The 21,098-nt window shown below is 53.3% G+C and carries 22 protein-coding genes and 1 pseudogene; 14 read left to right on the top strand and 9 right to left on the bottom strand.

Annotated elements, in window-relative coordinates; all coding sequences use genetic code 11:
• Window positions 1–74: 74 nt before the first annotated feature.
• Both phaC and JFU37_RS10770 read left to right on the top strand, forming a co-directional pair.
• The gene (phaC, locus tag JFU37_RS10765) at window positions 75–1,757 is read left to right on the top strand and encodes a class II poly(R)-hydroxyalkanoic acid synthase (protein ID WP_201115280.1); all 1,683 of its coding nucleotides are present in this window, start codon (window positions 75–77) and stop codon (window positions 1,755–1,757) included.
• 178 nt (window positions 1,758–1,935) lie between these two features.
• A complete protein-coding gene (locus tag JFU37_RS10770; RefSeq protein ID WP_201115281.1) occupies window positions 1,936–2,553 on the top strand; it encodes a TetR/AcrR family transcriptional regulator in 618 nt (205 codons plus the stop codon).
• A 164-nt stretch (window positions 2,554–2,717) separates the two neighbouring features.
• Here JFU37_RS10770 and JFU37_RS10775 read toward each other — a convergent pair whose 3' ends face one another.
• The 3 genes from JFU37_RS10775 to JFU37_RS10785 all read right to left on the bottom strand — a co-directional run bounded on the left by JFU37_RS10775 (window position 2,718) and on the right by JFU37_RS10785 (window position 4,484).
• Window positions 2,718–3,551, bottom strand: a complete 834-nt coding sequence (locus JFU37_RS10775; protein ID WP_201115282.1) for a phasin family protein — start codon at window positions 3,549–3,551, stop codon at window positions 2,718–2,720.
• A gap of 10 nt (window positions 3,552–3,561) precedes the next feature.
• Entirely contained in the window at window positions 3,562–3,984 is a 423-nt protein-coding gene (locus JFU37_RS10780) for a phasin family protein (protein WP_201115283.1), read from the bottom strand.
• Between the two features lie 224 nt (window positions 3,985–4,208).
• On the bottom strand, window positions 4,209–4,484 hold the full coding sequence (locus tag JFU37_RS10785; protein WP_201115284.1) for a polyhydroxyalkanoic acid system family protein: 276 nt from the start codon (window positions 4,482–4,484) through the stop codon (window positions 4,209–4,211).
• A gap of 155 nt (window positions 4,485–4,639) precedes the next feature.
• Between JFU37_RS10785 and ubiE the strand changes: the two genes are divergently transcribed.
• The 11 genes and pseudogenes from ubiE (at window position 4,640) to JFU37_RS31260 (ending at window position 12,836) form a co-directional block, all read left to right on the top strand.
• Entirely contained in the window at window positions 4,640–5,410 is a 771-nt protein-coding gene (ubiE, locus tag JFU37_RS10790) for a bifunctional demethylmenaquinone methyltransferase/2-methoxy-6-polyprenyl-1,4-benzoquinol methylase UbiE (protein ID WP_007948968.1), read from the top strand.
• Window positions 5,410–6,033, top strand: a complete 624-nt coding sequence (locus JFU37_RS10795; protein ID WP_201115285.1) for a ubiquinone biosynthesis accessory factor UbiJ — start codon at window positions 5,410–5,412, stop codon at window positions 6,031–6,033. The genes ubiE and JFU37_RS10795 overlap by 1 nt, the downstream gene beginning before the upstream one ends.
• Window positions 6,030–7,634, top strand: a complete 1,605-nt coding sequence (ubiB, locus tag JFU37_RS10800) for a ubiquinone biosynthesis regulatory protein kinase UbiB (RefSeq protein WP_201115286.1) — start codon at window positions 6,030–6,032, stop codon at window positions 7,632–7,634. The genes JFU37_RS10795 and ubiB overlap by 4 nt, the downstream gene beginning before the upstream one ends.
• Window positions 7,635–7,714: 80 nt before the next feature.
• On the top strand, window positions 7,715–8,116 hold the full coding sequence (gene hisI, locus JFU37_RS10805) for a phosphoribosyl-AMP cyclohydrolase (protein ID WP_201115287.1): 402 nt from the start codon (window positions 7,715–7,717) through the stop codon (window positions 8,114–8,116).
• The gene (locus JFU37_RS10810) at window positions 8,109–8,441 is read left to right on the top strand and encodes a phosphoribosyl-ATP diphosphatase (protein WP_007899279.1); all 333 of its coding nucleotides are present in this window, start codon (window positions 8,109–8,111) and stop codon (window positions 8,439–8,441) included. The genes hisI and JFU37_RS10810 overlap by 8 nt, the downstream gene beginning before the upstream one ends.
• Window positions 8,442–8,466: 25 nt before the next feature.
• Entirely contained in the window at window positions 8,467–8,745 is a 279-nt protein-coding gene (locus tag JFU37_RS10815) for a twin-arginine translocase TatA/TatE family subunit (RefSeq protein ID WP_201115288.1), read from the top strand.
• 10 nt (window positions 8,746–8,755) lie between these two features.
• A complete protein-coding gene (gene tatB / locus JFU37_RS10820) occupies window positions 8,756–9,205 on the top strand; it encodes a Sec-independent protein translocase protein TatB (protein ID WP_201115289.1) in 450 nt (149 codons plus the stop codon).
• A complete protein-coding gene (gene tatC, locus JFU37_RS10825; RefSeq protein ID WP_207201419.1) occupies window positions 9,202–9,996 on the top strand; it encodes a twin-arginine translocase subunit TatC in 795 nt (264 codons plus the stop codon). Before tatB ends, tatC begins: the two co-directional genes overlap by 4 nt.
• Window positions 9,993–10,700: a 16S rRNA (uracil(1498)-N(3))-methyltransferase gene (locus tag JFU37_RS10830; protein ID WP_201115290.1), complete on the top strand. Its 708-nt coding sequence runs from the start codon at window positions 9,993–9,995 to the stop codon at window positions 10,698–10,700. The genes tatC and JFU37_RS10830 overlap by 4 nt, the downstream gene beginning before the upstream one ends.
• A gap of 207 nt (window positions 10,701–10,907) precedes the next feature.
• Window positions 10,908–11,966: pseudogene (locus tag JFU37_RS31255) on the top strand (methyl-accepting chemotaxis protein); the annotation flags it as partial.
• A 144-nt stretch (window positions 11,967–12,110) separates the two neighbouring features.
• On the top strand, window positions 12,111–12,836 hold the full coding sequence (locus JFU37_RS31260; RefSeq protein ID WP_446739444.1) for a methyl-accepting chemotaxis protein: 726 nt from the start codon (window positions 12,111–12,113) through the stop codon (window positions 12,834–12,836).
• Between the two features lie 119 nt (window positions 12,837–12,955).
• Here the strand turns inward: JFU37_RS31260 and JFU37_RS10840 are convergent, their stop codons facing one another.
• The 5 genes from JFU37_RS10840 to JFU37_RS10860 all read right to left on the bottom strand — a co-directional run bounded on the left by JFU37_RS10840 (window position 12,956) and on the right by JFU37_RS10860 (window position 18,483).
• The gene (locus tag JFU37_RS10840) at window positions 12,956–13,726 is read right to left on the bottom strand and encodes an ABC-2 family transporter protein (protein WP_201115292.1); all 771 of its coding nucleotides are present in this window, start codon (window positions 13,724–13,726) and stop codon (window positions 12,956–12,958) included.
• Between the two features lies 1 nt (window position 13,727).
• Window positions 13,728–14,450 carry an ABC-2 family transporter protein gene (locus tag JFU37_RS10845; protein WP_201115293.1) on the bottom strand — a complete coding sequence of 241 codons (723 nt, stop codon included), beginning with the start codon at window positions 14,448–14,450 and terminating at the stop codon, window positions 13,728–13,730.
• A 69-nt stretch (window positions 14,451–14,519) separates the two neighbouring features.
• Entirely contained in the window at window positions 14,520–15,530 is a 1,011-nt protein-coding gene (locus JFU37_RS10850; protein WP_201115294.1) for an ABC transporter ATP-binding protein, read from the bottom strand.
• 65 nt (window positions 15,531–15,595) lie between these two features.
• Window positions 15,596–17,068 carry an ATP-binding cassette domain-containing protein gene (locus JFU37_RS10855; protein WP_242485757.1) on the bottom strand — a complete coding sequence of 491 codons (1,473 nt, stop codon included), beginning with the start codon at window positions 17,066–17,068 and terminating at the stop codon, window positions 15,596–15,598.
• A gap of 2 nt (window positions 17,069–17,070) precedes the next feature.
• The gene (locus tag JFU37_RS10860; RefSeq protein ID WP_201115296.1) at window positions 17,071–18,483 is read right to left on the bottom strand and encodes a phenylacetate--CoA ligase family protein; all 1,413 of its coding nucleotides are present in this window, start codon (window positions 18,481–18,483) and stop codon (window positions 17,071–17,073) included.
• A gap of 388 nt (window positions 18,484–18,871) precedes the next feature.
• On the opposite strand from JFU37_RS10860, the gene JFU37_RS10865 reads away from it, so the two are divergent.
• Window positions 18,872–19,309: a VOC family protein gene (locus JFU37_RS10865; protein WP_201115297.1), complete on the top strand. Its 438-nt coding sequence runs from the start codon at window positions 18,872–18,874 to the stop codon at window positions 19,307–19,309.
• 193 nt (window positions 19,310–19,502) lie between these two features.
• On the opposite strand, the gene JFU37_RS10870 is transcribed toward JFU37_RS10865, so the two are convergent.
• Window positions 19,503–21,068: a PLP-dependent transferase gene (locus tag JFU37_RS10870; RefSeq protein WP_201115298.1), complete on the bottom strand. Its 1,566-nt coding sequence runs from the start codon at window positions 21,066–21,068 to the stop codon at window positions 19,503–19,505.
• Window positions 21,069–21,098 lie beyond the last annotated feature (30 nt).

The following is a 21,098-nucleotide window of genomic DNA, read 5'->3' on the forward strand; positions in this document are numbered from 1 at the left end:
AACCCGTTACAGCGTCTATGGTGTTCTGGTTCGGTGTATTTGTATTTGGCCTGAAGACGAAGGAGTGTGGATTCATGCGCGAAAAACCAGCGAGGGAGTTTTTACCGACTCCCGCCGCGTTCATCAACGCACAAAGTGCGATTACCGGCTTGCGCGGTCGGGATCTGTTGACGACCCTGCGCAGTGTTGCCGCCCATGGTTTGCGCAACCCGGTGCACAGCGCCCGACACGCCCTGAAGCTGGGCGGTCAATTGGGCCGCGTGCTGTTGGGCGAAACCCTGCACCCGACCAACCCGCAGGACAATCGCTTTGCCGATCCGGCGTGGAGCCTCAACCCATTTTATCGCCGCAGTTTGCAGGCCTACCTGAGTTGGCAGAAACAGGTAAAAAGCTGGATCGACGAGAGCTCCATGAGCCCGGACGATCGCGCCCGCGCCCACTTCGCTTTCGCCTTGCTCAATGACGCCGTGTCGCCGTCCAACAGCCTGCTCAACCCGCTGGCGATCAAGGAGCTCTTCAACTCTGGCGGCAACAGCCTGGTGCGCGGACTCGGCCATCTGGTGGACGACTTCCTGCACAACGACGGCCTGCCGCGACAAGTTACCAAACATGCTTTCGAAGTCGGCAAAACGGTTGCAACCACCACCGGTTCCGTAGTGTTTCGCAATGAACTGCTGGAGTTGATCCAGTACAAACCGATGAGCGAAAAGCAGTATTCCAAACCCCTGTTGGTGGTGCCGCCACAGATCAACAAGTACTACATTTTCGACCTGAGCCCTGGCAACAGCTTCGTCCAGTTCGCCCTGAAAAACGGCCTGCAAACCTTCATGATCAGTTGGCGCAACCCGGATGTGCGTCACCGCGAATGGGGACTGTCGACGTACGTTGAAGCCGTGGAAGAAGCGATGAATGTGTGCCGGGCGATCACCGGCGCTCGGGAAGTGAACTTGATGGGCGCCTGCGCTGGCGGGCTGACCATTGCCGCGCTGCAAGGCCATTTGCAGGCCAAGCGGCAACTGCGGCGGGTGTCCAGCGCGACGTACCTGGTGAGCCTGCTCGACAGTCAGATGGACAGCCCCGCAACGCTCTTCGCCGACGAACAAACCCTGGAGGCGGCCAAGCGTCGCTCCTATCAGAAGGGCGTGCTGGACGGTCGCGACATGGCCAAGGTCTTCGCCTGGATGCGTCCCAACGATTTGATCTGGAGCTACTTCGTCAACAACTACCTGCTCGGCAAGGAGCCTCCGGCGTTCGACATCCTCTACTGGAACAACGACAGCACGCGTCTGCCGGCAGCGCTCCACGGCGATCTGCTGGACTTCTTCAAGCACAACCCGCTGAGCCACCCTGGCGGACTTGAAGTGTGTGGCACGCCGATCGACTTGCAGAAGGTCACGGTCGACAGCTTCAGCGTGGCCGGCATCAACGACCACATCACGCCATGGGATGCGGTGTATCGCTCGACGCTGCTGCTGGGGGGTGAGCGGCGCTTCGTGCTGTCCAACAGTGGCCATGTGCAGAGCATTCTCAACCCGCCCAGCAACCCTAAAGCCAATTATGTCGAGAGCACGAAACTGAGCGGCGATCCACGGGCCTGGTACTACGACGCCAAGCAAGTCGACGGTAGCTGGTGGACGCAATGGCTGAGCTGGATTCAGGAGCGCTCAGGCGCACAAAAGGAAACGCTGATGACACTCGGCAACCAGAACTACCCACCGCAGGAGGCTGCGCCCGGGACTTACGTGCGCGTGCGCTGAACCTTAAAACGCCGCAGCCAGCCTCCAATCTGTAGGAGCGAGCTTGCTCGCGATGGACGTTAACGATAACGCGTGCTGCCTGGTCAACCGCGCTCTCCTTTCGTTTTTCGCGAGCAAGCTTGCTCCTACAGGTACGGGCCGATTGGCCGTGGCATGACCTGATCATTAAGAAGACTGGATGAAAACCCGCGACCGGATCCTCGAATGTGCCCTGCAGTTGTTCAACCAGAAGGGCGAACCGAACGTTTCCACCATGGAAGTTGCTAACGAAATGGGCATCAGCCCGGGCAATCTCTACTACCACTTTCACGGCAAGGAGCCGCTGATTCTGGGACTGTTCGAGCGCTTCCAGAGCGAATTGACGCCACTGCTTGATCCGCCATCCGATGTGGAATTGGCACCGGACGATTACTGGCTGTTCCTGCACCTGATCGTCGAGCGCCTGGCCCATTACCGATTTCTGTTCCAGGACTTGTCGAACCTGGCCGGGCGTCTGCCGAAACTGGCCAAGGGCATACGCAATCTGCTCAATGCCCTGAAGCGCACTTTGGCTTCATTGCTGGCACGGCTGAAGACCCAGGGGCAGATGGTCAGCGACACCCAGGCGTTGGGGCAGTTGGTGGAACAGATCACCATGACGCTGCTGTTCTCGTTGGACTATCAACGAATTCTGGATCGTGAAGGTGAGGTAAGGCTGGTGGTTTACCAGATCATGATGCTGGTGGCACCGCACTTGCTGCCGCCGATCAAGGTGGCGACGGAGCAGATGGCTTTGCAGTATCTCGAAGAGCATTAAGATCAAAAGATCGCAGCCTGCGGCAGCTCCTACAGGTGTACGCAATCCCCTGTAGGAGCTGCCGAAGGTTCGGGCCGCGTTCGGACGATCTTTTGACTGACAACTCAATCCTCAAACAAAAACGCCCGACCTTTGCAGGCCGGGCGTTTTTTTAAGCCCTGAAATCAGGACTGACTGGTTGGCGTCGATGGAGCTGGCGCGGCAGTCGGGGTCACAGCAGGGGTCGGTGCAGCAGCAGAGTTGGTTGTGCTGACCGGGGTTGGTGCCGGGTTGGCGGCAGCCACTGCTGGTTTTGGTGCAGCGGCTTTCGGCGCTGCCGGTTTTTTCACAGCGGGCTTCTTCGCTGCGGCAGGTTTTGCCGCTGGCTTGGCCGCTGCGGTTTTGGCTGCGGGCTTGGCAGCAGGTTTTGCTGCTGCTTTTGCCGCAACCGGTTTGGCGGCTGGCTTGGCTGCTGCAGGTTTAGCTGCGGCAGTTTTGGCTGCTGGTTTAGCGGCAACCTTGGCCAGTGGCTTGGCGGTGCTTTTGGTGGCTGGTTTAGCAGCAGCCGGTTTGGCCGCCGCGGTCTTCGCCGCAACAGGCGCAACCTTGGCACCGGTGAGTTTTTCAATTTGCTTGGTCAGGGTATCGACCTTGCTGTGCAGCGCTTTGACTTCGTTGCGGCTCGGTACGCCCAGGCGCGAAATGGCGCTGTTCAGGCGCTTGTCGAAAGCCCCTTCCAACTCATCCCACTTGCCCAGCGCACGGTCTTTCACGCCAGAGATGCGCGACTTGGCCGACGAAGCGGAGTCCTTGGCGGCATCGACTTTTTTGCCCACAGCGCTCTTGGTGAGCTTCTCGGCTTTCTCGCCGTCTTTAACCAATGTATCGAAGAGCTTGCTGCCGTCAGTGTCGATCTTCGAGTACACGCCTAAACCAGCCAGCCAGATTTTGCGGGAGTAGTCTTCGACTTTCCCGATCCACGAGCTGCCTTCTTTTTCGGTGTTCTTTTTACCAGCCATCCCGTTCTCCTTAAGATTTACGCGCGACGCGTTCGAGCAATGCCGTCAGCTCATCGAGCTTGGCAGAAAGTGTCTCAACGTCATGTTTAGACGGAATGCCGATACGATTCAAGGCACTTGCGACACGCGAGTCAAAAGCCTTCTCGACCTTGTCGAGTTGAAGTTCGACCTTGCCTTTGAAAGTGCTCACTTCACTCTTGGCTTCATCGATCTCGGCATTAGCCGCTTCAAGTTTCTCGGCAACTACTTTTTTGCCTTCAGTTTCAACAGCTTGACCCGCTTTGATCAACTCTTGAAAGTAGTCGCTGCCCTCTTGACCGACCTTGGTGTAGGCACCCAGGCCTGCCAGCCAGATCTTGCGGGCGTAGGATTTGACGTCGCCCAGAGCAGTGGTCGATGCGTCGATTTTTTTCTTCAAAATAACTTTGGCCATGGTGCACCTCACGCGCAGAAGGTTTGAGGAACTGCCCGCGAAAGTGTCGGGCTCAGGCACAAAGTAGGGAGAATAATTAGAAACGGCACCCTAACAACTGACATGAATCCGTGGCGCCCCTTAGAAAAGATCGCAGCCTCGTTTCACTCGACAGCTCCTACAGGTGTACACCGCCGCTCTCTGTAGGAGCTGTCGAGTGAAACGAGGCTGCGATCTTTTCGGTATCAGGCCAACGCTTTATCAAGGGCCTTTTCGATTTCCGATTTGATCGTGCCGCTCATGGCGGACATCAACAGGCCCAGTTCGACATCGACCTTGATCGAATTTTCGCCCACATGCACCGCGCCTTTAACACCGGATCGCTTGAGGTTGAGGGTGTCACCGGACCACTGCGGCTCCAGGCCATATTGATCGGACAGTTTCTGCGCCAACTTGTCGGCCTTTTCGCGGGCCGCTTCCTTACCCAGGCCGTGGGCACGTTCAACACTAATACGGGCCATCGAATGACTCCTGTTTTATGAATACTTTCCTGAAGCATCTTGACCGTCTGTGCGGCAAAACGTCCCGGCGGTTGCCTATCTTACCTTCAGCCTTGCCAAGACAAAGCAGGCCACCGGGATTAGAATGTCCCGCATTCTCTTCTGGTGACAGCGATATGACTGATCAGCGCAAAGGCAGCGATGCCGAACCCACCACTCACTTCGGTTTCAAAAACGTTCCGGAAAGCCAAAAAGCGGAAAAAGTTGCTGAAGTGTTCCATTCGGTAGCCGCCAAGTACGACTTGATGAACGACCTCCTGTCGGGCGGCATGCACCGTCTGTGGAAGCGTTTCGCGATCGAACTGTCGGGCGTGCGCACGGGCAACCGGGTGCTGGACATCGCCGGCGGCACGGGCGACCTGACCAAGAAGTTCTCGCACCTCGTGGGCCCGACCGGCCAAGTGGTGTTGGCCGACATCAACGAATCCATGCTCAAGGTCGGTCGTGACCGCCTGCTGGACCTGGGTGTCGCCGGCAACGTTGAGTTCGTTCAGGCCGACGCTGAAAAGCTGCCGTTCCCGGACAACCATTTCGACTGCGTGACCATCGCCTTCGGCTTGCGCAACGTCACCCACAAAGAAGACGCCCTGCGCTCGATGCTGCGCGTGCTGAAACCGGGCGGCCGTTTGCTGGTGCTGGAGTTTTCCAAGCCGACCAACGCGCTGATGTCCAAAGCCTACGATGCCTACTCGTTCGCCTTCATGCCGCTGATGGGCAAGCTGATCACCAACGACTCGGAAAGCTATCGCTACCTGGCCGAATCGATCCGCATGCACCCGAATCAGGAAACCCTGAAGTCAATGATGGTCGAAGCCGGTTTCGACCGGGTGACCTATCACAACATGACCGCAGGCATTGTCGCCTTGCACCGTGGTATCAAACCCTGATGTTGCTGGCCGGCCTGCTTGCCAGCGTTGAACTCGGCCTGAACCGGGTGCTGCGTCTCGACAGCACGGCGCTGCCGCGGCTGGCGCATTTGAGTGGCAAAGTGATTGCCGTCGATTGCCGCAGCCCGGCTCTACAGCTGTTCATCCTGCCCAGCGACGAAGGCTTGATGCTCGCCTCCCAGTGGGAAACCGGCGCCGACTGCACCTTGCGTGCACCGGCCTCGAGCCTGTTGAAACTGGCGATGAGCAAGGACAAGACCTCGGTCCTCCACGCGCCTGAAGTCGAACTCGACGGCGACAGCGGCGTGCTGCTGGAACTGGCGGCTATCCTTCAGGACCTCGAACTGGACTGGGAATACGAACTCTCGCGCGTGCTCGGCCCAGTCGCTACGCAACTGGTCGGCGGTCACCTGCGCAGCCGCGCACGCTGGTATCAGCAGGGGTTCGCCAGCCTGAATCAAAACCTGGGCGAATACCTGGCCGAAGAATCGCGCACCCTCGTCGGTCAGCGCGAAGCCGAAGCCCGTTTCAGTGAACTGGACCAGATCAAACTCGATCTGGAACGTCTCGAGGCGCGTTTCGAGCGCCTTTCCCGATCCCTCGACCCAAGCGATAACGCATGAAGCTGCTTGCCGTCCGCCGTTTGTTGCGCATCCAGCGCGTTGTGATTCGCTACCGCCTCGATGACCTGCTGTTCGCCCTGCCGCTGCCGTGGTTTTTGCTGGCGCTGCGCTACGCCTTGCCGTGGCGCTGGTTCCCGCGCAAGACGCTGGACCTGAGCCGTGGCGCGCGTTTGCGCCTGGCGTTGCAGGACCTGGGACCGATTTTCATCAAGTTCGGGCAGATTCTGTCCACCCGCCGCGACCTGCTGCCGGAAGACATCGCCGATGAGCTGATGAAGTTGCAGGACCGGGTGCCGCCATTCGACTCGCAAGTGTCGGTCAAGCTGATCGAAGAGCAGCTGGGCAAAAAGATCAGCGAAGTCTTCAGTCGTTTCGACGTTGAACCGCTGGCCTCGGCCTCGGTGGCGCAGGTGCACGCCGCGCAACTGAAAACCGGCGAAGAAGTGGTGGTGAAAGTCATCCGCCCGGGCCTGAAGCCGATCATCGCCCAAGACCTGGCGTGGTTGTTCATCCTCGCCCGCGCCGCCGAAAAGCTCTCGGCCGACGCGCGTCTGCTGCACCCGGTGGACGTGGTCCAGGACTACGAAAAAACCATCTACGACGAACTCGACCTGCTGCGCGAGGCGGCCAACGCCAGCCAGTTGAAGCGCAACTTCGAAGGTTCACCGCTGCTGTACGTACCGCAGGTCTATTGGGACTGGTGCCGGCCGAAAGTGCTGGTGATGGAGCGCATCTACGGGATACAGGTCACCGATCTGACCACCCTGGCCGACCAGCGCACCGACATGAAAATGCTTGCCGAGCGCGGCGTGGAAATCTTCTTCACCCAAGTGTTCCGCGACAGCTTCTTCCACGCCGACATGCACCCCGGCAACATCTTCGTCAGCACCGTCAACCCGTGGAGCCCGCAATACATTGCGATCGACTGCGGCATCGTTGGCAGCCTGACGCCGGAAGACCAGGATTACCTGGCGCGCAACCTGTTCGCGTTTTTCAAGCGCGATTACCGCCGCGTCGCGCAGCTGCACATCGACTCCGGCTGGGTGCCAGCGGAAACCAAACTCAACGAATTTGAAGCGGCCATCCGGACGGTCTGCGAGCCGATCTTCGAAAAACCGTTGAAAGATATTTCCTTCGGCCAGGTGCTGATGCGCCTGTTCCAGACCGCTCGACGCTTCAATATGGAAGTGCAGCCGCAACTCGTGTTGCTGCAAAAAACCCTGCTGAACATCGAAGGCCTGGGCCGTCAGCTGTACCCGGAACTCGATCTGTGGAACACCGCCCAGCCGTTCCTCGAGCGCTGGATGCGTGAACGTGTCAGCCCCAAAGCCTTGCTCGGCAACGTGCAAAGTCAGTTTGAACAGCTGCCGCACCTGGCCAACATGGCCCGCGACCTGCTCGAACGCATGTCCCATCCCCACGCTTACGAGGCGCCACCCCCGTGGCATCGACGCCGGGACGACTGGTTCCTGCGGCTGCTTGGCACCGCTCACCTGGCGGGCGGCGCAATACTGGCCGCGGGCGGGCCGCTGAACGAACTGGCTTACTGGCCGGCCGGAATCATGATGGCCGTCGGTTTGTATCTGGTCGTTCGCCGATAGCCAGTTGTGCTGCGTACTGGCACACTGTTTCAACGTTGGACCTGACTAATGAAGTGTCGGGCCCGCTGTCGGAGTCGAAGATGAAAAACTGGCTGGACGAGATCAAGTGGGACGCCAATGGCCTGGTGCCGGCAATTGCCCAGGATCACAAGACCGGGCGCGTCCTGATGATGGCCTGGATGAACCGCGAAGCGCTGGAACTGACAGCTGCCGAGAACCGCGCTATTTACTGGTCGCGCTCCCGTGGCAAGCTGTGGCGCAAGGGTGAAGAGTCCGGCCACGTGCAGATTTTGCATGAGATGCGCCTGGACTGTGACGCCGACGTGATCATCCTGATGGTCGAGCAAATCGGCGACATCGCTTGCCATACTGGCCGCCAGAGCTGCTTCTATCGTGTCTTCGAGAACGGCGACTGGAAAACCGTCGATCCGGTTCTGAAAGATCCGCACGCTATCTATTCCCCAGGACACACACATGAGTGACACTCTGACCCGTCTGGCCCAAGTGCTGGAAGAGCGAAAAGGCGCCGCCGCCGATAGCTCGTATGTCGCCAGCCTGTACCACAAGGGCTTGAACAAGATTCTGGAAAAAGTCGGCGAAGAGTCGGTCGAAACCATCATTGCCGCCAAGGATGCCGCCATCAGCGGCGACTGCAGCGATGTGATCTACGAAACCGCCGATTTGTGGTTCCACAGCATGGTCATGCTCGCCCAACTGGGGCAGCATCCACAGGCTGTACTTGATGAATTGGACCGTCGTTTCGGTCTGTCCGGACACGCCGAGAAAGCCTCGCGCCCGTCCGCCTGAACAATTATTAGAGAGGAGCAGCAACATGGGCATTTTTGACTGGAAACACTGGATCGTCATTCTGGTTGTTGTCGTACTGGTGTTCGGCACCAAGAAACTGAAAAACCTCGGCACTGACGTGGGCGAAACGATCAAGGGCTTTCGCAAAGCCATGAACGATGAAGAAAAGCCAGTCGACCCGACGGTGACCCCGGCCCAACCGGTTCCGCCTGTTCAGCCACAAGCCACACAGTCCGTGAACCAGCCGCACACCATCGACGTGCAGGCACAAAAAGTCGAAGAGCCGATCCGCAAAGACGTGTGAGCACTGACTAATGTTTGGTATCAGCTTCTCTGAACTGCTGCTCGTCGGCCTTGTTGCCCTGCTGGTCCTGGGCCCCGAGCGTCTGCCGGGTGCTGCGCGCACCGCCGGCCTGTGGGTCGGGCGTCTGAAGCGCAGTTTCAACGCGATCAAACAGGAAGTTGAACGTGAAATCGGTGCCGACGAGATTCGTCGGCAACTGCATAACGAGCACATTCTGTCCTTGGAGCAGGAGGCGCGGAAGATCTTCACGCCGACTCAGCAGGAAGCCACACCGGTACAAACGGTCGAACCGGTGGCTGAGCAGACGATTCATGCTCCAGCCGCCGAGCCGGCACCTGTTATAGCGGCAGCGGAACCTGCACCCGCTGTTGCAACGACGCCGGTTGAACCTCTTACACCTGCGGCTGCGCCTGTTGCGCCGGCCCCTCACGACCCAACATTGCCGCCGCGAGCCCCATGAGCGATCTCCCTGAAAACGACCAGCACATGCCGCTGGTTTCGCACCTCACCGAGTTGCGTACCCGTCTGCTGCGCTGTGTAGCGGCGATTTTCATCATCTTTGCCGGGTTGTTCGCCTTCACCCAGCAAATCTACACCTTCGTCTCCACGCCGCTGCGCGCGTACCTGCCCGCCGGCGCGACGATGATCGCCACCGACGTGTCGTCGCCGTTCCTGACGCCACTGAAGCTGACCATGATGGTCTCGCTGTTCCTGGCGATTCCGGTGATCTTGCATCAAATCTGGGGCTTCATCGCACCGGGTCTGTACAAGCATGAGAAGCGCATTGCGGTGCCCTTGCTGATGTCCAGCATCGTGCTGTTCTACACCGGCATGGCGTTCGCCTATTACCTGGTGTTCCCGCTGATCTTCAAGTTCTTCGCCTCCGCCACCCCGGCCGGCGTGGAAATGATGACCGACATTACCAGTTACCTCGATTTCGTCATGACCCTGTTTTTTGCCTTCGGCGTGGCGTTCGAGATACCGGTGGCCGTGGTGCTGCTGGTGTGGATTGGCGTGGTCGACGTCAAGTACCTGAAGAAAATCCGCCCCTATGTAGTGATCGGTTGCTTTGTGGTCGGCATGATCCTGACGCCACCGGACATCTTCTCGCAGACCTTGCTGGCCGTCCCGATGTGGCTGCTGTTTGAAATCGGCGTGCTGTTCGGCGGCTTGATCACCAAGCGCGGCGAGCACCCGGACGACCAACCGGCCGACGATCACAACGACCAGCCGCCAGCGACCCAGCCGTGAATGTGTTGCTCCTCGAAGAGGCTGACTTCATTACGGCCGACAGGGCGATCCTGCGCGATCGCCGGTTGACCCACATGCAGGAAGTTCACCGTTCGGTTGTCGGCGATAGCCTGCGAGTCGGACGAATTGGCGGCCTGATGGGCTCTGCGCAATTGGTGCGTCTGGAGGCCGACGAAGCCGAGCTGCGCGTCACCCTCGACCAACCGCCACCGGCCAAGCTGCCGCTGACCCTGGTACTGGCCCTGCCAAGGCCGAAAATGCTGCGCAGGGTGTTTCAAACCGTGGCGGCCATGGGTGTGCCGCGCATCGTGCTGGTGAACAGCTATCGCGTCGAGAAGAGCTTCTGGCAAACCCCGTTTCTCGAGCCCGAGGCCATCCGCGAGCAGTTGATCCTCGGTCTCGAACAGGCGCGGGACAGCGTGCTGCCGGAGATTGTCATCGAAAAGCGTTTCAAACCCTTCGTGGAAGACCGTCTACCGGCAATTACCGAAGGCACCCTCGGCCTGGTCGGCCACCCCGGCAATTACCCGCCGTGCCCTCGTGGCCTGGACGAACCGGTGACCCTGGCCATCGGCCCCGAGGGCGGCTGGATCCCCTACGAAATCGAGCTGCTGGGCAAATCCGGCCTGCAACCGGTGCAGCTGGGCGAGCGCATCCTGCGGGTCGAAACCGCGGTCACCGCACTCCTGGCCCGCCTGTTCTAACACCGCCGCGCCTGCTGGCCCGGCATTTCTGACCCGCATCTCCCTGTGTAGGAGCTGCCGCAGGCTGCGATCTTTTGACCTTGATCTTTGTCGATCTCACAACCGCCAGGATCAAAAGATCGCAGCCTGCGGCAGCTCCTACAGATTCTCGCCTGCCTGCCGATACAACTCCCATAAAACCAATGTGTGGTCCGAGGGAGTTGCAGCATGTACCGATGGCTAGCCGAGAATCTGGGAAACGTCAGCGTCAATCGTAAACTGGGTATCGGTTTTGGTCTGGTGCTGCTTTTAACCTTGTTGATCACCTTCACCGGCTGGACCGGCCTGAGTGGCGTGATCAATCGCGGCGATAAGCTGGGCTTCATTTCCAGCGTCACTGAGCTGACCAAAGACCTGCGCATCGCCCGCCTCGATTACGAAATGCGTCGCGGCGAACAGGGCCCCGGCACCGTCAACGATCTGCTCGGCCAACTCGATGCAGGCCTGCAAACCGCCCGCAAGATGATCGAGCAACCCGCCGAAGTGGCGATGATCGATCAGCAATTGGCCGCCGTCAGTCAGTACAGACAAGCCTTTACCGCCATGACCCAGGCCGGTGCGAACCGCGAAGATGCTCGCAGCAAACTCGGCGCCACCGCCGATAACGCCGTGGCACGCGTGGCTGAAGTCGAGAAATCCATGCTGCAAGGCGACAGCATCGCCCAGTTCAACAGCGTGATCGACCTGAGCAAACTGATCCAGCAAGCGCGCTTCCAGGTTCGCGGCTACACCTACAGCGGCAAGACCGAGGCCGAACAACCCGCGCTGGACGCCATCGACAACGCCCTGAAAAACATCGAAAGCCTGCCGGCCAAACTGCCGGAACAACACCTCGCCAACCTGCAACAGGCCACCGACTCGCTCAAGGCCTATCGCGCTGCCGTCAGCCAATATCGTGATTCCCAAGTGGCGAGCGCCGCTGCCCTCAAACGCATGGCCGAGCAAGGCGACATCCTGCTCGACGTCAGTAAAAAACTGATCGCCTCGCAAACCAACGTTCGCGATAGCGACGCCGCCAGCGCCCGGAATATGCTGCTGCTGGCCACTGCCCTGGCACTCGCTTTTGGCATCCTCGCCGCCTGGGCCATCACTCGCCAGATCGTGATCCCCCTGAGCCAGACCCTCAAAGTCGCCGAACGAGTCGCGGCGGGTGACCTCACCCTCAACCTTATCTCCGAACGCCGCGACGAACTCGGTCAGCTCCAGCGTGCCATGCAGAGCATGACCCTGGGCCTGCGCGAACTGATCGGCGGCATCAGCGATGGCGTCACGCAAATCGCCAGCGCCGCCGAAGAGTTGTCGGCCGTCACCGAGCAAACCAGCGCTGGGGTCAACAGCCAGAAAGTCGAGACCGACCAAGTGGCCACTGCGATGAACGAAATGACGGCCACCGTGCAAGAAGTCGCGCGCAACGCCGAAGAAGCTTCCGAAGCCGCCGTCGCCGCTGACCAGCAGGCCCGCGAAGGCGACAAAGTGGTAGGCGAAGCCATCGCCCAGATCGAACGCCTGGCGCTGGAAGTCGGCAATTCCACCGAAGCCATGGGGCAGCTCAAACGCGAAAGCGACAAGATCGGCAGCGTGCTCGACGTGATCAAGTCCGTCGCCCAACAAACCAACCTGCTAGCCCTCAACGCCGCCATCGAAGCCGCCCGTGCCGGCGAAGCAGGGCGCGGTTTTGCGGTGGTTGCCGACGAAGTCCGCAGCCTGGCCCAGCGCACCCAGAAGTCGACCGAAGAGATCGAAGAGCTCATCGTCGGCCTGCAAACCGGCACCCAACAAGTCGCAACCATCATGGACAACAGCCGCAGCCTCACCGACAGCAGCGTCGAGCTGACCCGTCGCGCTGGCGGCTCGCTGGAAAGCATCACCCGCACCGTGTCGGCGATCCAGGCGATGAACCAGCAGATTGCTGCGGCGGCCGAACAGCAGAGCGCGGTGGCGGAAGAGATCAACCGCAGCGTGCTTAACGTGCGTGATGTGTCCGAGCAGACCTCGGCCGCCAGCGAAGAAACGGCGGCCTCCAGTGTTGAACTGGCGCGGTTGGGGACGCATCTGCAGATGCTGGTGAATAAGTTTAAGACTGGCTTACCTATGTAATAGGTGGCTCCAAAACTCTCTGAAAGCAACTTGCATTGCTAGCTGGTTATTGGCCAACTGTAATGCAAGCCTGCATGCCGTGCCGGTTAACTGAAAACCGTCCTGGGTTTATGTGTGACTCAACCTCCAATACTGTCGAAGCGATTAAAGAATCGATAAACAATTAGAACAACTCCATAGAACGCAAGGTTCACACCTGATATAAACGTCAAGACGAAAAAAGTTGCTCCATTGTAGAGAGCGTCCAGTGCGACGGACGCGAACACAACCATGGGCAACGTTACGGCAAGTACATACAACAACACTTTCGAGTAAAAATTGGCAGGTAACAACGCAAACGTAAAAATCGACGAGTGAATGTAATCCACCGGCAAGTCGCGCTGAGTGATAAACGAGAAGGAACTCAGAGCCAATATAAATGTGATACTGGCAACAACCCCGGTTAATAGAGCCAGCAGATAAAGCGCAGTATTATGAATGCTAACGAAGAAAGGGGAAAATTCAATTTTGCCTGAAAAAATGCATATAATTATCAAAAGCGCTGCAACGACCAGGTAATAAACCTGACACCATCTAAATAAGATTAATACAAGCAAATTAATAGGCCGCACCAATAGCGCATCCACTCTTCCTTGCGTTAGTTGTCGAAAAAACCCCGAAATTGCCGAGCTTAAAAAATTTACAAGCAAGCCTCCCACGGCATAAGTCATAAAGAATATCATCAGCCAGTTAGCATCTTGTTTGTCCGTTATCACTAACGAGTTGATCACATCAAAAAAAACGAACTGGAGACTGTAGAGCGTAAGAAGTGCCAATATCCCACCCAGAAAATTTGCTTTGTAGCGGGCTTCTTCTTTGATCGAATTTTTAATCAAGTCCACTATATGCATTTTAGCCTCCTGCTCCTGAATACCTGTTACAGGCGTGCTTAAACGTAATCTTATAAGCCACCCACATAAACGCAAACCAAGCAATGTAAAGGCAACCCAGTTCCACAAGCAATCCCACGCTTGGACGCAACAGGAACTCAGCCGGCCCACTTATAATCAGCCTGAATGGGTTATATCGCATGAGAGGTTGGAGGTAGTCTGGCCAATAAGCGATGGGTAATAACGTTCCGCCAATGACGCTTGCCATAATGACTTGAAAACTGAGCGTCATATCGGGTCGAGTCAGCCAAAATGTAGAAAGGGATAATAGAAATCCGAGCATAAAACAAAACAGCAAATTGGCGAGACTCAACATAATGAACCCCAGGACGCCGCTCCACTCACCGCCCGACAAAATTACATATATGGCGATTAGCAAGACAGGAACGTAATAAAGAATGCTTTCGCCTAGAAAAACGAATAGATTGTAGGTGAAGTAGTTGACGGGCTTCACAAAGATGCCTTCCAACTGCCCTTCATGCACATGTGTCGACACCCTGACGATTAAATCGTAAGTGTTATTCAGGCGATTGAGTGCCAGCACGGCGACATAATATAAATAGGTTTCTTCCAGGCTATATTGCGGTAACTGATCAGCGCTAGCCCCTTCGTACACAAAGCGCCAGATTGCGAACTGGATAAAAAAAGGAACGCCAGTAGCGATGACCAGATCCGTGATCAACATGGACCTGTCTCTGTACACCGAAAGCAGACCCGCTTGCACAAGTTTTAAGTAAGCAGAACTATTCACAAATCACTCACTTGACCAAGACTTGAAAAGGTTAACTACGTTACTCTCAAAATCCATCGGCGAAACTTCCAAATCGTAAATACCATCATTAAACATATCGAAAACCGCCCCAAGCAAAACCTTAGGTACCAAATAAGTCAAATGAGTCTGGCCATCGTTAAGAAGGCTTATATTATGGAACGCTTTGATGGCCTCTTTGAATCGGGATAGACCGACTTCGCCTAGTGTCAAATCTTGCATGGAAACGCTTAATTTTATGTTAGCTTTGAAATTTGCGCTAAGTTCACGCATTGACCCGTCGAAACGAATTTTCCCTTTGTCGATGATGATGGCATCGTCACAGCACGACTCGATATCACCCAAATCATGACTGGTAAGGAATACCGAAAGATCGCTTTCCTTACGTTTGTAATTTAAATATTTTCGTATCTCATACTTCGATGTAACATCTAGCCCCACTGTCGGCTCATCCAAAAATATAAGCTCTGGAGAATGCAGAAGGTTCAACGTCAGTTCACATTTGACACGTTCTCCCAAGCTGAGATTGCGCACGGGCTTGTGAATGACCTTACCCAGGTTCAGCGCATCGGTTAACTCGGAAAGCCGTTTTTTATAATCAGCATCTTTAATTTTGTAAATCTCTTTATACGTATCGAGACTCGTTTTAACTGGTAAATCCCACCACAATGACGTCTTATGACCAAATACAACACCAATTCTATGCAGAAATTTTTTTTCTCGAAGGGCAGGATTATGACCCAAAACCCTCACGGTGCCGGAGGTCGGCTTCTGGATCCCACATAAAATCTTTATTAAGCTAGATTTACCCGCGCCATTAGGCCCTATGAAACCAACCGCCGCACCTTTAGGCACCGTGAAATTTATGGCAGTTAACGCTTGATACGGCACATAGTTTGGCTTCACCAGTTGTTTGCACCAAGCCGCCACGCCGACTGTCTCTTTAGCCAAGTAATAGCTTTTTTCGACCGCCGTTAAATCAATCAAATTATTCATCTTGATGTTTAGTTTCCAAGTCAAGCACCGACAGCTCAATGAGTTTAATGACAGTCTCTGAATAATTAATTTTCCGCAAAAAACCCTTCCTCCATTATTCCATTTGCAATTCGAAAGTAACGAGTTCCGACATTTTGGACGAATCTGACGTCGTGTGAGACCATTATTGCGGCTGGATTAAGACGCTGAATTTCGCTTTCCAAGAGTTCTTGAGAACTAATATCCAAATGATTAGTCGGCTCATCCAGAATCAAAAAATTCGGATTGGTCAAGCGAAGAGTTAATATGGCGAGACGAGCGCGCTCGCCGTAACTCAGTTGTGAGATTTTTTTCTGAGACTCCAAATAGGAAAATCCCGCAGACGCAACCCTATTGATCGATTGCTGATGATCAAGCCCAAAGCGAGCACTAATGAACTCTAGTATTCCAACTTCTAGCGGCAGTAAAGAAAGCGCTTGATCCAGAACACCCATTTTGACGGACGGACCGACCTGTATACCTTGAGCACCATCCACTATAGCTTTTAAAAAAACACTTTTACCGCAACCGTTGGCTCCTGAAATTATTAATCGATCGCCCCGGTTAATAACCAGTGATTTTATATAAAACAGAATTCTGCCACCAGGAGAATACAACGTAAGATCATCAATCTGCAAAATTTTTCTGGCGTTAAATTTTTCCATACCCAGAATTATCTCCCCGTTCATGGATACTGGCTTGTCGGACACTACTGCTTCAAGGCTCTTGATTTTCTTCTCTATTTTTTTAGCTTTTTGCAACGCCGTATCGCTATAGTGATTTACACCTAGCTGACGTTGGAAGCTGGCACTTTTTTTTAATCTTTGAATTCTATTATTGGCTTCAACTCTCGCGCACGCCAAAGCCTTTTGTTGTTCTAAAAATAGCTTTCTTGCCAACGTGAAAGAGAAATTAAAAAAACTGAAGCTTCTATCATGAAGAATTAAAGTACTCGACGTTACAGAGTCTAAAAAATCCCGGTTGTGACTAATCACTACAAAGGCAGGTACAACATTGCTGTCTCTAAGCAGACGAGTGAGATTCATTATGTGTGTCTGATCCAAATGATTCGTAGGCTCATCCAGCAACAATAGATCCGGCTCTAAGAGTACGGCTTTGGCAATCGCTAACATTTTTTTCCAGCCACCGCTCAACTGGCCGAAAGGCAAACTCCAATAACTATGCGGGAACCTGAACAACTCCAGCGCGCACTCCACTTTCCATTTGTCGCTAGCGAGATCCGTCAAGCAGTTTTCCAGGATCTGAAGTGCCGTAAGTTCGTCCCAGTTTTCGGGAAACCCTTGTTCTACATATTGAAAGCGCAGATTTTTAGAGTGAGCGACGCGGCCTTCATGGTCGTCCGAATATTTGGACATGATGCGCAACAGAGAGCTTTTTCCGGTACCGTTATCACCAATTATCCCCAATCTGTCCCCGCTATTTACGGACAAATGTAAATTTGAAAAAAGTCGCGCATCATTAAAAGATAAAGATACGTCTTCCAGCATTACCAGAGGCATAGTCAATCCAACTCCCACTCTCGCACAATGCTTCTACGCTTATACGATTTATGCTCCGGCAGAACATCAACTTCACGATGCAGAAGCGTAACTGCATAACCGAACAAGCCAGAAAGTCGTACGCGCAACAGAGTTAATATATCGACCATGTGTTTATGGGGAGAGCCCACATAATGAGTCAGCAGTTCTATTGTATCCGCGTTTTTTTGTATCAAACGGAACGACTCTAGCGTTTTGTCTGGTGTAATCAGTATATCGTCTACTGCCGCGAGAATAGACGCACTGGGTACAAGTTGATGGTCTCGAGTCCGGAAAGCGTCGTCTCTCCTACCGTTTATTTCCAAAAGCGAGGTAGCTGCACTGCCGCACGCACAGCGTGAGTGATCCGATACTTGCCGAGCGACATCGCCATGATCAAATCGGATCAATGGCATTAACTCATTGTTCAAATCCGTACACACAACGGTGCCAAAGCCGCTTTTATCTTTATCCACCACTTCCAGGTAAACACCATCTTCAACGACGTGGTACAAGCCATGAGTGCACTGCGTAGCAATCATTCCGATTTCCTCGGAGCTATACTCATCAAACACAGGAACGCCCAGCACCCTTGAATAGTAGTCTCTTTCTAGTTGTGTACTACTTTCAGAGTTCGTCAAAATCGCTTCGACCCCACACATTTTCAGTTCCGACTGATGCTGAAGTATTAGCGGCAAGTAGCTAGGCAATGTCACAAGCAGCCTCGGTCGCAAATGCAGCAAGTGCTCCCCTAAAGGTGTGCTTGAATGTAAATCTGGTAGTTGAAACGTTCTGTATTTCCCGTGTAGAGACGAGAAGGCCAGTCCGGCATGGTGCAGCATGTAAACCCAGTCATCTTCTTGCAAAGGCCGTTGCAAACACGAGTTATAAAAACGCATCACTTGCAGATGATCCAGAATTATATCGTCATCATCGCTATAAACAGTAAACGGCCTACCGCTAGAACCAGATGTCCGTGAGCTATTAGCGAATTCTAGAAATCCACAATCATTCACAATCGAACTGCTGTCGAAATTGTTAAGAAGAGCCTTGGTGACAATGGGGAGTTGTTCGAAATCGGACAAGCTCGCAATAGCACCCTCTTCGTAACCGCAAGCGCTATAAAGCTCGCGATAAAACACAACGCTTCTATACGCGTTATCAACCAAGCGTCTAATCTTTGATAACTGAAATTTTTTTAACTCGTCTCTCGATTTAAGCAAAAACTCAACCATCATGTCCGAATTTTTTGACCACAACTCCAACGCTTCACCTTGGAGGATATGGTTATCCGTTTTAGGCCTGAATGCTTGAACCGCCAATTTCTTGATCGGCAGTAAGTCACCGTATTCTAGCTGTGAACAATATATATTTTGCGAAGCAATAAATTGACTCACTGGAAGGCGTCCTGGTAAAGGGTAGGAGTTATTGATACTTTTGCAATTAATCAAATCAACTAAAATTTTACAATTTAACTTCATTCGTGTTTAGAGCTGACTTTCCTTACTCATACATCTATGCGTGACTTATGGCAGTGCCAATGCCAGTGCCATTTATTTGCGCGCGCAAAATTACAAACAATGGCTTAGCGTGTAAATCGCAAAACGTTTAACGAATATTTCAGTAATATGCGGCCACGATATTGTTTCATCGCAAAGCCTGCGAGCAGGTTGGCGAAATATTTCGAGATTAGATTATAAAAATAAAGCTTGATATCTTTTCTGACACCGTCGATATTAATTGAACATTAAGCGCAATATTTTCTTCAAGGATGAAGGTGTTCTCATGGTTACATTTAATACATTACTGCCAGAAATGATTGTTTCAAACATCAAAGACAGTCTTAAATTTTACTGCAAAATAGTAGGATTTAATGTTGAGTATGAACGGCCGGAAGACGGTTTCGCATTCATCTCATACCACGGAACTCAATTAATGCTAGAGCAAGACCGCCATGAGGTTACGCCTTGGCGTGTCGAGCCTTTAGAACGACCTTACGGTCGGGGGATGAATCTTTCGATTGAGTGTCCGGATGTCTCTAAATTAGCAAAAAATCTGATTGATTCGGGATATTCACTTCGCAAGCCTCTAGAGGAGTTCTGGTACAGGGTAGATAAGCATCTGCAAGGGGAAAGCAATTTCCTTGTGCTGGATCCCGATGGTTATTTGCTTAGATTTGCTCAAGATTTAGGATTCAAACCATTAGATCGGGATGAACTATAACCTTATCAACACAACTTCCTGCGCTAGTAGAGGTTTGACGTAAACTATTTTGACGCTTTCCGGCTCAAAAAATTTTGTTCGGTCGCACCAAACCTTTATTCATGTGTCTTCCCCGGGTGATGTTGTTCGCTGGAGTGGAGTTCGCTTAATTCGCTCCAAGCGGAAAACACTGGTGCACATCACCTTATGCCCATCAACTATCGTAATCGCTTAAATATAAGGATAATGTGTTGACGACCGTATTTATAAGACGTTGTATCAGAATGGGGTCTTCTTCACCGATAGAAAATCGAAGATAAGCCGGCATATCATCAGCCATAGCAGTTGCAGAAACGCGCGTTGTCGAAAACCCATAACTAACGCCTTTGGTCATCGGAACACATGCTTCCCGACAATGCTGCAACAACATATCGATGTATTGCTCCAAGCAAGCACGACTATTCAAATCTGACCTTTTCATGGAAATGGATACCACACCTCCGCCGTGATCCCATCTCAGTTCACGCCATTTCAAAGGATACGCCAAGTTTATGCGGCTTTTTAAATAATTCTGAGCCTGTAATGTGCTCGCGAATAACTCAGCATTATTACTAAGCAAGTGCATCCGGCTCAAATACATTGAGCGGTCATATTCTGGAAGCTTGTTCACGGCAGACGGGTACATGACTCCACCCGTGTTCCTGCGGCTGGTCAATAGCTGAGCCATGTGCGCCTTCGGTGTTACAACAATGCCTGCCATTTGCATGTCCAAACCAAACTGCAAGTATTTACTCCCGCTTTCATAATAGAGGACTGATGGATGATTAGCTGCCGAAAACATTGAAAATACATCAATACCGCCAGATACCATCGTGCCGTCTATGACTAGCCATTTGTTGCTCCAGTCGTGAGGCTCGAGTTTACCCGCCAATTCTCGCAAATCCAGAATATTTAAAGTTTCATTATTCGCCAGAGGGTCAATGAAAATAATAGTTGCATCCGTCGAACCGACTAATTCAATCAAATCATCGACGTTCCAGGAATTAGACCGTATCAACTCAATATTCTTGAGTCTTTCCAGTTGCTCGAACGCTTCGAAATAAATATAAGGTGACGTCACTACTCGTGTGCCTTCTTGGACGACACTGCCAAGTAGAAAGCTTTCTATAATCGTGTACGCCGCTTGCCCAGACGATGCCAGCAGCAAGTCGCTTTTTTCTGTATTGAATCCCAGACTGAGCAGTAAATTTGATTCTGCCTCACGCAATTGCGACGATCCATAGCGGTCGTAATTCACGGCGGTGCTGTTATTCTCGCCTTGATCAAAAAACATTACGCATCGGCTTTGATCATTGCTTGCACTGCACCAAGTTAAGCTGTTACGTAAAAAAGAGTACTCCTGAATCATCAAACGATAAGCGTGACGGGCCGACGTGTGAGAAAGTTTTCTCGTGGTCATTTTCTTTAATTGAGTTACCGAGCTGATCAGCCTGTCCAGTACGTAGTCCACGCTATCCTGTTCTACTGGCAACCCCTCTATTAAAGCAGACTTTCGGTGTTGTTTCGTCACAGTTATTAGATGCTTGAACTTACCCATCAATTGATGAAGTAGCTCAGACCACATGTTATTATTTGACGCAACCACTTTACCGCAACCAGGTTTGTTCGCCTGGTTGGTCATTTCGCATGAGAAATGCTCAAGAACAGACAAAGTACCTTTTACGACAAGTTGTGCGGATGGCTGATGATTGCCCCGAGAGTTTGTGTTCCTTTTACTCATCGTAACCTTCCTATCTGCAATCGAATATAT

The organism is Pseudomonas sp. TH41 (assembly GCF_016650695.1).
In the GTDB taxonomy this organism is placed as follows: domain Bacteria; phylum Pseudomonadota; class Gammaproteobacteria; order Pseudomonadales; family Pseudomonadaceae; genus Aquipseudomonas.

Excerpts from the sequence above, each read along its gene's own strand:
- hisI (WP_201115287.1), top strand. The coding sequence starts at position 7,715 with ATGAAAAACTGGCTGGACGAGATCAAGTGGGACGCCAATGGCCTGGTG.
- JFU37_RS10770 (WP_201115281.1), top strand. The coding sequence starts at position 1,936 with ATGAAAACCCGCGACCGGATCCTCGAATGTGCCCTGCAGTTGTTCAAC.
- ubiB (WP_201115286.1), top strand. The coding sequence starts at position 6,030 with ATGAAGCTGCTTGCCGTCCGCCGTTTGTTGCGCATCCAGCGCGTTGTG.
- JFU37_RS10815 (WP_201115288.1), top strand. The coding sequence starts at position 8,467 with ATGGGCATTTTTGACTGGAAACACTGGATCGTCATTCTGGTTGTTGTC.
- JFU37_RS10785 (WP_201115284.1), bottom strand. The coding sequence starts at position 4,484 with ATGGCCCGTATTAGTGTTGAACGTGCCCACGGCCTGGGTAAGGAAGCG.
- tatC (WP_207201419.1), top strand. The coding sequence starts at position 9,202 with ATGAGCGATCTCCCTGAAAACGACCAGCACATGCCGCTGGTTTCGCAC.
- JFU37_RS10870 (WP_201115298.1), bottom strand. The coding sequence starts at position 21,068 with ATGAGTAAAAGGAACACAAACTCTCGGGGCAATCATCAGCCATCCGCA.
- JFU37_RS10855 (WP_242485757.1), bottom strand. The coding sequence starts at position 17,068 with ATGCCTCTGGTAATGCTGGAAGACGTATCTTTATCTTTTAATGATGCG.
- JFU37_RS10865 (WP_201115297.1), top strand. The coding sequence starts at position 18,872 with ATGGTTACATTTAATACATTACTGCCAGAAATGATTGTTTCAAACATC.
- JFU37_RS10840 (WP_201115292.1), bottom strand. The coding sequence starts at position 13,726 with ATGCATATAGTGGACTTGATTAAAAATTCGATCAAAGAAGAAGCCCGC.
- tatB (WP_201115289.1), top strand. The coding sequence starts at position 8,756 with ATGTTTGGTATCAGCTTCTCTGAACTGCTGCTCGTCGGCCTTGTTGCC.
- JFU37_RS10795 (WP_201115285.1), top strand. The coding sequence starts at position 5,410 with ATGTTGCTGGCCGGCCTGCTTGCCAGCGTTGAACTCGGCCTGAACCGG.
- JFU37_RS10775 (WP_201115282.1), bottom strand. The coding sequence starts at position 3,551 with ATGGCTGGTAAAAAGAACACCGAAAAAGAAGGCAGCTCGTGGATCGGG.
- JFU37_RS10850 (WP_201115294.1), bottom strand. The coding sequence starts at position 15,530 with ATGAATAATTTGATTGATTTAACGGCGGTCGAAAAAAGCTATTACTTG.
- JFU37_RS10845 (WP_201115293.1), bottom strand. The coding sequence starts at position 14,450 with ATGTTGATCACGGATCTGGTCATCGCTACTGGCGTTCCTTTTTTTATC.
- phaC (WP_201115280.1), top strand. The coding sequence starts at position 75 with ATGCGCGAAAAACCAGCGAGGGAGTTTTTACCGACTCCCGCCGCGTTC.
- JFU37_RS31260 (WP_446739444.1), top strand. The coding sequence starts at position 12,111 with ATGAACGAAATGACGGCCACCGTGCAAGAAGTCGCGCGCAACGCCGAA.
- JFU37_RS10810 (WP_007899279.1), top strand. The coding sequence starts at position 8,109 with ATGAGTGACACTCTGACCCGTCTGGCCCAAGTGCTGGAAGAGCGAAAA.
- ubiE (WP_007948968.1), top strand. The coding sequence starts at position 4,640 with ATGACTGATCAGCGCAAAGGCAGCGATGCCGAACCCACCACTCACTTC.
- JFU37_RS10780 (WP_201115283.1), bottom strand. The coding sequence starts at position 3,984 with ATGGCCAAAGTTATTTTGAAGAAAAAAATCGACGCATCGACCACTGCT.